Source organism: Acinetobacter bohemicus ANC 3994, assembly GCF_000367925.1.
Lineage (GTDB): Bacteria > Pseudomonadota > Gammaproteobacteria > Pseudomonadales > Moraxellaceae > Acinetobacter > Acinetobacter bohemicus.
The window spans coordinates 847,550-859,693 of sequence record NZ_KB849176.1; the positions used below are offsets into that span (position 1 = coordinate 847,550).

The window sequence follows — 12,144 nt, forward strand, 5'->3', positions numbered from 1 at the left end:
CTCTTCGGAGGCTTTATTTTTTAGGTATCAATAAAACCGGATCCTCTATGGTATAACCCGTTTCAAAAGGAAGACCTAAATATTTTACAGTAGCAATAATTTTCTGTTGATTGGGGATTTTATACGCTTGAGAGATACTCAAGCCTTGGCGATAATCTATCGCCTGATGTATTTGGCTTTTAAAATTTTTGCTTGTTAGCTGATAGGTATACTTATATTTAGGTATAAATTCATTTGGGTCATACCATGACTTTTCTTTCGACGTGGTTTTATTCAATATTTGAACTTTGATTGTGCTTTTAGAAATGGTTATAAGTAGTTGAAGTCGGTTTTTAATTTTACGAATTTCTTGATTAAATAAACGGCTGTCTTGATCATAATCAATTTTTTTGGTTTTGGGATTGATGTAGAGTGAGTTGACTTGAATGAGCTTTTCAGGATGTTGATTGTTCTTAAACTGATAATAATAGAGCTGTGGTAGGCGACCACGACCATCTTCATAATGTTTGAGTAAGTAGACTTTTTGGTCTTGATGATCATAGCCTAATATTTCTATATTTTGTGGTCCACCTACAGTTGCAAAACTGGTGCAGGGTAGGAATATTAAACTGAGCAAACTGGTTTTGAGTTTCAACATGGCTAGATTTCCTCAATCATTTTTATGATTTCTGTTGCAACATATTGGGTTAAGACGGCAAGTTTTTCTGATGGTGTTCCATCAATAAAATAATGAAAATTATGAGTCTTATTTAAATATAAAATTGAGATAAAAAATGTGCCTTCAGGTTTTATTTCTGTTGCACTACCACCGGGTTTGAGTAATCCAGTACAAGCTACAATAATATCTGCTTGTGTAAATAGCTTTTTCCCGTGAACAGCCATTGCTTCGGTTACTTCAGCAGATTCAGCCGTATATTTTTCAATGAAAGTTGGCTCAATTTTGAGAATATTGACTTTTGTGGAAGGGTCATAACTCACTAAACCACCGAGTAATATTTCTGCACCACTATTTTTATAAATTGAAAATTGGCTTGAAAGGTAGCCTGAGCTTGCACTTTCAATAAAGGCAATCTTTAAATGATGAAGCTCTAATAAATCACAACATTTTTTTATCATCTGCTAAACGGCATGAGTGAAAAGAGTACATATTTTAGCGTAAAAGCGATCATCTGATTGTTTTGTAATGATACGGCTCATGTTCAGCATGTGTTGGCTCACAATATTATATAGACAAGTATTTTATTTATTTCGTCTTTAAATATGCTGAGTAGAATTCATCGCAAGATAATGAAAGGCTTGAAATGAATCAGTTTTAATTTATATAAATATATGTAATCATATATTAATAAAATGGCATGTATGACCTTAACAGTAGATTTGGATTGATATAGTGGAAATTGTGAAATTTATTAAAAGCTTTAATACCGTAAATACGTATTTATCGCTATCAATGTTTATTTTGGCTGTTATTGTGGTGTATTTTTATTTTATTAATCCTGTTTAATAAATTAATGTAATTGTTAATTTTTTGATGGTGATGTGAGTTAACATTTTTATCGTATAAATTGACATGTGTTTTTGGCTGTATTTATTCGTGAATGAGTTTAAATTTTATTAAAAAATTCAATCATGATTCACTCGGGTGAAATATAAATCCAGTATTAAATAAAAACCCAGTGATTACACTGGGTTTTTGCATTTTAAAAACTAAATTAGTTTTCAAGTGCAGGCGTAGCAGCAGCAATGGCAGCAGCAACAGCATCATCTTCTGACTGAGGCGTATTACTTGGTTTTTGCTGAGCAACTTGCGTTGGTTTGTCTTCTGCTTTTGGCGCTTCAGCTTTTACAGCAGGCTTGCTTTCAACAGGTTTAGGTTCACTCACTTCACGACGAATCTCTGTCGTTGTATGTGCTGTTTCGTGACGTTCAACTTCTACATGTGTAGGAATTTCTACTTGCTCGCTTTCAACTGGCGTTAACGGCTCTGCTTGTACAGGTTCAGTCACTTGCTCAGTTTGCTGAGTCGTTGCAGCTTGTTCCGATTCATCTTCTTTCGGCGCTTCTTTTTTTACACACGCTGTTAATAATAAACCTGCTGCGATAGCGCCACAAATTAAAAGTTTTTTATTCATAATTGCACAAAATAAAGCATTAATAGGATGTCGGCATTATAACAGCAAATACGAATATAAAAATCCTCTGCAACCCCTCTAATTTTTTATCGGAAATGCTGATAGAATAACCAATTGTTTGTTGTTCTATGAATTGATGCGGATTGACTTTGCTTTATTGGTACAAGGTAAAGTAAAATTGCGCAACATTGTAGGCCGATTTAGGCTCGATTGTACGAGAAACCCAATGACCCATTTTATTTTCGTGACTGGTGGTGTAGTTTCATCACTAGGTAAAGGTATTTCAGCTGCTTCAGTTGCTGCACTTTTAGAAGCCCGTGGTTTAAAAGTAACCATGGTCAAAATGGATCCATACATTAATGTCGATCCAGGGACAATGAGCCCATTCCAGCATGGTGAAGTCTTTGTCACAGAGGATGGTGCTGAAACTGACCTAGATTTGGGTTATTACGAACGTTTCTTACGTCGTGCGAAAATGACCAAATTGAATAACTTTACTTCTGGCCGTGTATACCAAGACGTTTTAAATAAAGAACGTCGTGGTGATTATCTTGGCGGTACAGTTCAAGTTATTCCACATATTACGGATAATATTAAAGAACGTGTTCTTCGCGCAGGTGAAGGCTACGACGTTGCAATTGTAGAAATTGGCGGCACAGTAGGTGATATTGAATCTCTCCCATTCATGGAATCTGTACGTCAATTAATGGTTGAGCTTGGTCATAAACGTACCATGCTCATGCATTTAACGTTGCTTCCATACATTAAATCTGCGGCTGAATTAAAAACCAAACCAACGCAACACTCTGTTAAAGAGCTTTTGTCGATTGGTATTCAGCCAGACATCTTAATCTGTCGTACAGAATATGATGTTGATGCTGATACCACCCGTAAAATTGCGCTATTTACGAACGTAGAAGCACGTGCCGTTGTGGTATGTAAGGATGCGCGTTCTATTTATCAAATCCCACGTACGTTCTATGAACAAAATGTGGATGATTTGATTTGTGAGCGTTTTGGTTATAACGACCTTCCTGAAGCTGATTTAACCGATTGGGATAATGTGGTAGATGCTTTACTGAACCCTGAATACACAGTACGTGTTGCAATGGTGGGTAAATATGTTGAACTTCCAGATGCCTATAAATCTGTAAATGAAGCACTTCTACATGCAGGCATTAAAAACCGCGTTAAAGTTCAAATTGACTATGTCAACGCTGAAGAACTTGAAAGCCAAGATGTAAGCGACGTATTGAAAGATGCTGATGCAATCCTTGTTCCAGGTGGTTTTGGTGAGCGCGGTACTGAAGGCAAAATGAAAGCAATTCAATTTGCCCGTGAAAATGGCGTTCCATTCCTTGGAATCTGTTTGGGTATGCAGCTTGCTGTTATTGAGTATGCGCGTCATGTTGCTGGTATTACGGATGCAACATCTACTGAATTTAATCGTTCAACGAAATCACCACTCATTGGTTTAATTACTGAATGGCTGGATGAGCGCGGTGAAGTTCAGCAGCGTAGTGTTGAATCTGACCTTGGTGGAACCATGCGTCTGGGTGCTCAAAAATCTGAATTGGTTGCAGGTACAAAGACTTGTGAAGTGTATGGTAGTGCGGAAATTATTGAACGCCACCGCCATCGTTACGAAATGAACAACCGTTTCATTCCAGTGCTTGAAGAAGCAGGGATGAAAATTTCAGGTTATTCACCAGTACAACATTTAGTAGAAACTGTTGAAATTCCTCAACATCCTTGGTTTATTGCTGTACAATTCCATCCAGAATTTACAAGTTCACCACGTGATGGACATCCATTATTTGCTAGCTTTATTGACGCTGCTAAAAAACAGTATCAAAAAACCAAGTAACAATGGTCTGGGAATAAACTAGGAAAGTTTAAATGTCACAATTAAAACCACAAGAAATTGTACGTTTAGGCGATATACAAATGGCAAACCACTTGCCATTTGTACTATTCGGCGGCATGAACGTACTTGAATCTAAAGATCTTGCTTTTGAAATTGCTGAAACCTATGTGGATATCTGTACACGTTTAGATATTCCCTATGTGTTTAAAGCAAGCTTTGATAAAGCCAATCGCTCCAGCTTGAACTCTTTCCGTGGCCCAGGTCTGGAAAAAGGTCTTGAGTGGTTAGCAGACATTAAAAAACACTTCAATGTACCGATCATTACTGATGTACATGAGCCATACCAAGCCGCACCTGTGGCTGAAGTTGCTGATATTATTCAGCTTCCTGCTTTTTTAAGTCGTCAGACTGACCTTGTTGAAGCAATGGCAAAAACCGATGCCATTATTAACATTAAAAAAGCACAGTTCCTAGCGCCGCACGAAATGCGTCATATTCTAAATAAATGTTTAGAAGCTGGAAATGACAAGCTCATTCTATGTGAACGTGGTTCAGCATTTGGCTATAACAACCTTGTTGTAGACATGCTGGGCTTCGACCACATGAAAGAAATGAATGTCCCTGTGTTCTTTGATGTGACCCATGCGCTGCAAACGCCTGGTGGTCGTGCTGATTCAGCGGGCGGTCGTCGTGCACAAATCACGACACTTGCACGTGCAGGTATGGCAACAGGTTTGGCTGGTTTGTTCCTAGAGGCACATCCAGATCCAGAACATGCAAAATGTGACGGCCCATGCGCACTTCGTATGTCACAGCTTGAGCCGTTCTTGGCGCAATTAAAAGAATTGGATACCTTGGTTAAAGGTTTCAAAAAGTTAGATACTCATTGATGCTCTAATAAGAGCATCTAGTTATTCAATCAACTGAGGAATTGTTCATGAGTCAAATCGTTGACATTCGTGCACGTGAAATTTTGGACTCTCGTGGTAACCCAACCATCGAAGCAGACGTTATCTTAGCATCTGGCATAGTTGGCCGTGCATGTGCACCATCTGGTGCTTCAACTGGTTCTCGTGAAGCTTTAGAACTTCGTGACGGTGATAAATCACGTTATTTAGGTAAAGGTGTTCGCACTGCAGTAAACAACGTAAATACGTTGATTCGTGATCTTTTAATCGGTACTTCTGTATTTGAACAAAAAGAAATCGACCAAAAGATGATTGATCTTGATGGTACTGAAAACAAAGAAAAATTGGGTGCAAACGCAACTTTAGCCGTATCGCTAGCTGTTGCGCGTGCTGCTGCTGATGAAAAGAAAATTCCTTTGTTCCAATATATCGCAGACTTACGTGGTCAAACGATTTTGACTATGCCTGTGCCAATGATGAACATCATCAATGGTGGTTCGCATGCAGATAATAATGTTGATATTCAAGAGTTTATGATTGAGCCAGTAGGCTTTACTTCATTCTCTGAAGCATTACGTGCGGGTGCTGAAATCTTCCATTCTCTAAAATCAGTTTTAAACAAAAAAGGTTTAAACACTGCTGTAGGTGATGAAGGTGGTTTTGCACCGAACTTACGTTCGAACGAAGAAGCAATCACGGTTATTCTTGAAGCAATTGGTCAAACAGGTTACAAAGCTGGTTCTGACATTATGCTTGCGCTTGACTGTGCATCTTCAGAATTCTACAAAAATGGTCAATACATCCTTGCAGGTGAAGGCAATAAAGCATTCACAAGCAACCAGTTCTCTGACTATTTAGCGGGTCTTGTAAACCAATATCCAATTATCTCAATTGAAGATGGTTTAGATGAGTCAGATTGGGAAGGTTGGTCTTACTTGACGTCGATCCTTGGCGACAAAATCCAGTTGGTTGGTGATGACTTGTTCGTTACAAACCCGAAAATCCTTCAGCGTGGTATTAATGAGAAAGTAGGTAACTCTATCTTAATCAAATACAACCAAATTGGTACGTTGACTGAAACTCTAGATGCGATCTATCTTGCGAAAGAAAATGGTTACTCTACAGTGATTTCACACCGTTCAGGCGAAACAGAAGATTCTACTATTGCGGATCTTGCTGTAGGTACTGCGGCTGGTCAAATCAAGACAGGTTCACTGTGCCGTTCTGACCGTGTTGCAAAATATAACCAATTACTTCGTATTGAAGAATTGACTAAAGCAGCATATCGCGGTAAAGCTGAATTCAAAGGTTTGAACTAAGCGACTGAATGCTATTTATGTTAAGTATATTTAACTCCGCAGCGAGTAAAGTATTATTGGGCCTTGCGATCATTTTGATCGCAGGGTTTCAGTACTTATTCTGGTTTGGCGAAGGTGGTTATCATGACCATCAAAAATTAGCCCAAAAAATTCAACAACAAACAGAAATAAACACAGAATTAAAAGAACGTAATCGTGTTCTTGCTGCTGAAGTTTATGATTTAAAAAATGGCATTGAAGCGATTGAAGAACATGCACGTTTAGATCTAGGTTTGGTTAAGCCGAATGAAACTTTTGTGCAAATGAGCATGATTGGAACGCAGTATAAGCCGATTTATATTGACCCAAATGCGAAAATAGATTTAAGAACCAATGAAGATGGCGAAGAAGAAGTGCCCACAAGTGCACCATAAAATTTGGGCAGTTATTCCTGCTGCGGGTTCTGGAAGTCGTTTTTCTAAAACAGAACTTAAGCAGTATCAAATGATTCAAGGTCAAACTGTATTAGAACATACGGTGAGTTGTTTGAATCAATTGCCCATATTGGGTTATGTCTTGGCGATAAGTGAAGACGATTCGGTGGCTAAAGCATTAAATTTTGCTCAGTTAGATAAAGCTCATTTTTGTGTGGGTGGTACAGAGCGTGTCCATTCTGTGTTGAATGCATTGACTTATTTAAGTCAAATGGCTTCAGCTGATGATTTGGTTTTTGTACATGATGCTGCCCGTCCGTGCGTTACTCAAGATTGTTTGAATCGTTTAGTGCATACCGCTATTCAAGAAAATTGTAGTGCAATTTTAGCCATTCCAGTTCGTGATACTTTAAAATTTGTTGCACAGTACGATAATATTGATACCACTGTGAGTCGTGAGTATTTGTGGCAAGCACAGACGCCACAAATTTCAAAGTTAGGTATATTGAAGTATGCCATTGAGAAAGCATTGCAGGATGGTGTTACGATTACGGATGAAGCCAGTGCTTTAGAGCATATAGGTGAGACTGTGAAAGTGGTACAAGGTCGTTCAGATAATATTAAAATTACTTATGCTGATGATTTAGAACTAGCCAAATTAATTCTAGCTTCACAAAAATAAAATAAAAAATGGCGCCAGATGTATTATCTCTAAGGCTTTAAATTTATACTTTGCCATCTCATCTACACATTCAAATATTTCAAATGATACCATCACCTCAGTATCGTTTTTTACGTCACTCTTTACGTGATGGTAGAAGCATTAAAAATGATTCATCTAAATGGAAAAAATGGCATTTAGACCCTTGGTTATTATGCTTTTTAGTTCTGAATGCCGCATTGGGTTTGATGGTTATCTACAGCGCATCAGCTCAAGATTCACAAATGGTGCTTCGTCAAGCCATTAGTTTTGGCGTTGGTTTTATCGCCATGTTTATTTGCGCGCAAATTCCACCCAAAGTTTATCAAGCGGTTAGTCCTTATTTTTATGTATTTGCCCTTTTTATGCTGGTGATGGTGCTGGTCGTTGGTGAAACTCGTATGGGGGCTAAAAGGTGGATTAGTCTACCGGGTATTGGTAGCATGCAACCCAGTGAATTTATGAAGTTTGCAATGCCTTTGATGATGGCATGGTATTTTTCGCGTCGTCCATTTCCACCTAAATTCTTGGATATTATTATCGCTTTAGTGCTGATGGTCATTCCTTTTGTACTTGTGGCTTTGCAGCCTGACTTGAATATTGGTCTGATCATTCCGGGCATTTTTGTTTTATTTTTAAGTGGTATGTCTTGGAAATTGATTGTGGGTGCGCTTTCGGCATTTGCGGTTGCAGCACCAGCACTTTGGATGTTCGTGTTACAAGAGTATCAAAAAAAGCGTGTGTTGACTTTGTTTGACCCAGAATCTGATGCTTTGGGGGCGGGTTGGAATATTATTCAATCCAAAATTGCAATTGGTTCTGGCGGCTTAACAGGTAAAGGCTACCTTGGGGGAACGCAATCACATTTAGGTTACTTACCTGAACATCATACCGATTTTATTATGTCGACTTATGCCGAAGAGTTCGGTTTTATTGGGGTGTTTCTGTTAATTAGTTTATTTGCTGCCATTATTATTCGTTGTTTAATGATCGGGATGAATAGCTTTCATAACTTTGGGCGTTTATTTGCGGGTGCGATTGGACTGACTTTCTTCTTTTTTGTATTTCTAAGTTCGGGCATGGTGAGTGGCATTCTTCCTGTGACAGGCGATCCATTACCATTGATGAGTTATGGTGGAACCGCTGTAATTTCCATGCTTGCCAGTATGGGAATTGTGATGTCGATTCATAGTCACCGTTAATTAAGCAATAATTGTGTTAAAAAAAAGCCCTTAATCAATTAAGGGCTTTTTGATTTTAAGCGAGGAGCCAAGTGTAGTAGCCCCAAAGCATGAGTGGCCATGCAATGAAAGGGCTAAATAACCATTTCCATAACCAGAACTTTGGAATAAAACCGACACCGTGAATAAAACCACCTGAAATACCAATCATAATAAACATCATGGCACGATGGCTGTATTCACCATTGGCATCCAGCATTGCAGCAGGATGAATAAGTAAAATAGCAGCAAGAGGCAATGCCAACAAAAATGAGATGGCCATTGCAAATCTATTCGGCTTTTTTTCTGTTGTTGTCACTGCCACTTCAGTCATTTTCTATTCCTCATCTAAATCTTGATTGTGTTCAATGTAAAGAGCACTGAGTACACCTGCAAAACACGCCATCAAGATGCCAAGAATCCAAGCGAAATACCACATAACTATTCTCCTTATTTCTTGTAGACACAACCTTAATAAAGGCTGTGTGAGTTATCTTGAACGTGTTTGTTGGTAATCACACCCCACATCTTATAGTAGCACCAAGTGGTGTAACCTATAATGATTGGAACAAAAATACCCGCGACAACGGTCATCACAGTAAGTGTATTTTGACTTGAAACAGCATCCCACATGGTCAAGCTTACTGTTGGGTTAATGCTTGACGGCATAAGGAATGGGAATAGTGCAAAACCAGCAGTTAAGATTGAGCCTGTTACCGCTAAAGTGGAACCTGTAAAACTAAGGCCCGCTTTATTTTTACCAGCAGCAAAGACAATCAGTAATCCACCCAAAATTGCAGCAATTGGAGCAAGCATGGTAATAGGATAGGTTGAATAGTTGTTCATCCAACCATGGTTACCATTGGTGAGTACTTCTTTTGCCAATGGGTTGGCTACACCATTGGTGTCAAATGGTTGTACTAATGTATAACCTTCAATACCGCCGAAGTATAACCATGCACCTGCGCCTAAAAAGCAAACTAAGTACACCATACCCATAATTTGAGTTGCTTTTGCAGAGCGTTGACGTAAAACACCATCGGTACGAAGCATTAACCATGCACCACCATGCGCACACAGCATAGATAAGCTGACTAAACCACAAACTAGAGCAAATGGGTTAAGTAGGGCAAAGAAGCTTCCTGTGTAGGTTGAGCGTACAGTTTCATCTAAAGTGAAGGGTACACCTAGAAACATATTGCCAAACGCGACACCAAACACTAATGCAGGAACTGCACCACCAACGGCTAAACCCCAATCCCAAGACGTACGCCATTGTGTATTTTGCAGTTTAGAGCGGTAATCAAAGCCTACAGGTCTTAAAAATAAGGCAAATAAGACCAGTAATAGTGCCCAGTACATGCCCGAGAAGGCAGTGGCATAGACCATTGGCCAAGCAGCAAATAGCGCTCCGCCAGCGGTCACAAACCAAACTTGGTTGCCTTCCCAGTGTGGTGCAATCGTATTAATTGCAGCACGACGTTCATCATCTGTTTTTCCTACAAATGGCATGAGTGCCATTGAGCCCATATCAAAACCATCTGTGAGTGCAAAACCAATCAGTAAGACACCAACCAACACCCACCAGATGATTTTGAGAAGTTCATATTCGATCATGATTGAGGCTCCTCAACTTTAGAGTGATTTGCATTATCTTTTGCTGCTAATTTCTCGAAATGATATTTACCTGTGTGTAAAGAGCTTGGACCCAAACGAGAGAATTTGATCATCAAGTACATCTCAATAACAAGAAGTACTGTATAGAATGCTGCAAGTGCAATGATTGAACCCCAAACATCGCCAGTACTTAATGAAGAAGTAGAGAGATGTGTAGGTAAAACTTCACCAATCGTCCAAGGTTGACGACCTACTTCCGCAACATACCAACCAGTTTGCGCTGCAACCCATGGTAAAGGTAGGGCAAATAGAGCGAATTTGAGTAACCACGGTTTGCTTTCTGCATTGCGTTTTGCGACAGCAAAAGTTGCAAGTGCAAATAACAACAACATTAAGAAACCAGATGCCACCATTGCACGGAAAGCCCAGAATAAGCTTGGTACATGTGGAATGGTATCTAAAGCAGCCGCTTTAATATTGGCTTCTGTCGCATCAACCACATTTGGCGTGTATTTTTTAAGAAGTAAGCCATAGCCTAAGTCTTTTTGAGATTGTTCAAAAGCTGTTTTTAGCTCAGCTGATTGATCGCCGGCACGAAGTTTTTCTAGTTGTGCATAAGCAACCATACCATTACGGATACGCGCTTCATGTTGAACAACTAAGTCTTTGATGCCCGTTACTTCTTTGGTTGTAGAACGAGTTGCGATAATTCCCATAAGATATGGAATTTTGACTGCATAATCCGTGGTCATCGTTTCTTTATTTGGAATACCAAATAAAGTAAATGGTGCTGGTGCAGGATGGGTATCCCATTCCGCTTCAATCGCTGCAAGTTTAGTTTTTTGCACATCACCGATTTCATAACCAGACTCGTCACCCAGTAGAATCACGGATAGGGTAGATGCTAAACCAAAGATTGCCGCAATTGCGAATGAACGACGGGCAAAAGGTAAATCACGTTTTTTCAATAAGTAGAAACTTGAAATCGCAAGTACAAAAATAGCACCCGTTACATAACCCGCTGAAACGGTATGTACAAACTTAACTTGAGCGACTGGGTTAAAAATCAAGGCACCAAAGTCAACTAACTCCATACGCATGGTTTGATAGTTAAATGCTGAACCGACTGGGTTCTGCATCCAGCCATTGGCGACTAAAATCCACAGTGCAGATAAATTGGAGCCAATAGCAACCAGCCACGTGACAGCTAAATGTTGCGCTTTAGTAAGTCGATCCCATCCGAAGAAGAATAAACCAATAAAAGTGGACTCTAAGAAGAATGCCATGAGGCCTTCAATTGCCAGTGGAGCACCAAAAATATCACCCACATAATGTGAATAATATGCCCAGTTTGTACCAAACTGGAATTCCATAGTTAAGCCAGTTGTAACCCCTAAAGCGAAGTTAATACCGAAGAGCTTGCCCCAAAATTTAGTCATGTCTCTATAAATTTCTTTACCAGAAATCACATACGTGGTTTCCATAATGGCAAGAATAAAAGCCAGACCTAAAGTCAGTGGAACAAAAATAAAATGATACATCGCGGTCATCGCAAATTGGAACCGCGAAAGATCGACCACGCTTTCAGAAATCATCAACGTGTCTCCTTGATTTGGGAAGGGCTGCCAGCAATATGCTCGGCAACTTGATTGTCAAAATTTTTAGGAATGGTCGGAGCATCGAACCAGATATGTTTGATTGTCAGTAAGAGAACGATCTTAATTATTAATATGATCGTGATTTCTCGCACTAATTTTTGATTGAAATCTTTGGGGATTAAGCTCATCTACATAAGCCTATTTTGAAACATAATATCTATTATTAACAAAACAATAATAAAAATAAATAGCTTGAACAGTTAAAATAAAAATATATTATTTAATTGAATAAAAACAGTAATTTAAAATATGGTTTAAACAAAAAATAAACTAATATTTTCCGATTTTAAAGTTGAGTAAAATGCTTTGT

General features: G+C 39.0%; 14 protein-coding genes. 6 read left to right on the forward strand and 8 right to left on the reverse strand.

All coding sequences use genetic code 11. The features are described 5' to 3' along the window. Positions 1 to 13 precede the first annotated feature (13 nt). From F994_RS16725 to F994_RS16735, 3 genes are all read right to left on the reverse strand, one after another. Complete coding sequence (locus tag F994_RS16725; protein WP_004651822.1) at positions 14 to 637, reverse strand: hypothetical protein; 624 nt, start codon at positions 635 to 637, stop codon at positions 14 to 16. 2 nt (positions 638 to 639) lie between these two features. Continuing rightward, on the reverse strand, positions 640 to 1,116 hold the full coding sequence (locus F994_RS16730) for a CinA family protein (RefSeq protein ID WP_004651823.1): 477 nt from the start codon (positions 1,114 to 1,116) through the stop codon (positions 640 to 642). 596 nt (positions 1,117 to 1,712) lie between these two features. Further along, positions 1,713 to 2,132, reverse strand: coding sequence for a hypothetical protein (locus F994_RS16735; RefSeq protein ID WP_004651824.1), 420 nt, complete (start codon positions 2,130 to 2,132; stop codon positions 1,713 to 1,715). Positions 2,133 to 2,358: 226 nt separating this feature from the next. Between F994_RS16735 and F994_RS16740 the strand changes: the two genes are divergently transcribed. The 6 genes from F994_RS16740 (at position 2,359) to rodA (ending at position 8,541) form a co-directional block, all read left to right on the forward strand. Further along, a complete protein-coding gene (locus tag F994_RS16740) occupies positions 2,359 to 3,999 on the forward strand; it encodes a CTP synthase (protein ID WP_004651825.1) in 1,641 nt (546 codons plus the stop codon). A gap of 32 nt (positions 4,000 to 4,031) precedes the next feature. Further along, on the forward strand, positions 4,032 to 4,889 hold the full coding sequence (kdsA, locus tag F994_RS16745; RefSeq protein ID WP_004651826.1) for a 3-deoxy-8-phosphooctulonate synthase: 858 nt from the start codon (positions 4,032 to 4,034) through the stop codon (positions 4,887 to 4,889). A gap of 47 nt (positions 4,890 to 4,936) precedes the next feature. Then, positions 4,937 to 6,226 carry a phosphopyruvate hydratase gene (eno, locus tag F994_RS16750; protein ID WP_004651828.1) on the forward strand — a complete coding sequence of 430 codons (1,290 nt, stop codon included), beginning with the start codon at positions 4,937 to 4,939 and terminating at the stop codon, positions 6,224 to 6,226. A 17-nt stretch (positions 6,227 to 6,243) separates the two neighbouring features. Next, positions 6,244 to 6,639 carry a cell division protein FtsB gene (gene ftsB, locus F994_RS16755; protein WP_004651829.1) on the forward strand — a complete coding sequence of 132 codons (396 nt, stop codon included), beginning with the start codon at positions 6,244 to 6,246 and terminating at the stop codon, positions 6,637 to 6,639. After that, positions 6,605 to 7,321, forward strand: coding sequence for a 2-C-methyl-D-erythritol 4-phosphate cytidylyltransferase (gene ispD, locus F994_RS16760; RefSeq protein WP_004651830.1), 717 nt, complete (start codon positions 6,605 to 6,607; stop codon positions 7,319 to 7,321). The genes ftsB and ispD overlap by 35 nt, the downstream gene beginning before the upstream one ends. 83 nt (positions 7,322 to 7,404) lie before the next feature. After that, positions 7,405 to 8,541: a rod shape-determining protein RodA gene (gene rodA, locus F994_RS16765; protein ID WP_004651831.1), complete on the forward strand. Its 1,137-nt coding sequence runs from the start codon at positions 7,405 to 7,407 to the stop codon at positions 8,539 to 8,541. Between the two features lie 55 nt (positions 8,542 to 8,596). Here the strand turns inward: rodA and F994_RS16770 are convergent, their stop codons facing one another. From F994_RS16770 to cydP, 5 genes are read right to left on the reverse strand one after another with little or no spacing between them, the layout of a single operon-like run. Continuing rightward, a complete protein-coding gene (locus tag F994_RS16770) occupies positions 8,597 to 8,893 on the reverse strand; it encodes a cyd operon YbgE family protein (RefSeq protein ID WP_004651832.1) in 297 nt (98 codons plus the stop codon). Between the two features lie 3 nt (positions 8,894 to 8,896). Further along, the gene (gene cydX, locus F994_RS17325) at positions 8,897 to 8,998 is read right to left on the reverse strand and encodes a cytochrome bd-I oxidase subunit CydX (protein ID WP_004651833.1); all 102 of its coding nucleotides are present in this window, start codon (positions 8,996 to 8,998) and stop codon (positions 8,897 to 8,899) included. A gap of 32 nt (positions 8,999 to 9,030) precedes the next feature. Further along, entirely contained in the window at positions 9,031 to 10,176 is a 1,146-nt protein-coding gene (gene cydB, locus F994_RS16780; protein WP_004651834.1) for a cytochrome d ubiquinol oxidase subunit II, read from the reverse strand. Then, a complete protein-coding gene (locus F994_RS16785) occupies positions 10,173 to 11,771 on the reverse strand; it encodes a cytochrome ubiquinol oxidase subunit I (RefSeq protein ID WP_004651835.1) in 1,599 nt (532 codons plus the stop codon). The genes cydB and F994_RS16785 overlap by 4 nt, the downstream gene beginning before the upstream one ends. After that, positions 11,771 to 11,962: a cytochrome oxidase putative small subunit CydP gene (gene cydP, locus F994_RS16790; RefSeq protein ID WP_004651836.1), complete on the reverse strand. Its 192-nt coding sequence runs from the start codon at positions 11,960 to 11,962 to the stop codon at positions 11,771 to 11,773. The genes F994_RS16785 and cydP overlap by 1 nt, the downstream gene beginning before the upstream one ends. Between the last annotated feature and the right edge of the window lie 182 nt (positions 11,963 to 12,144).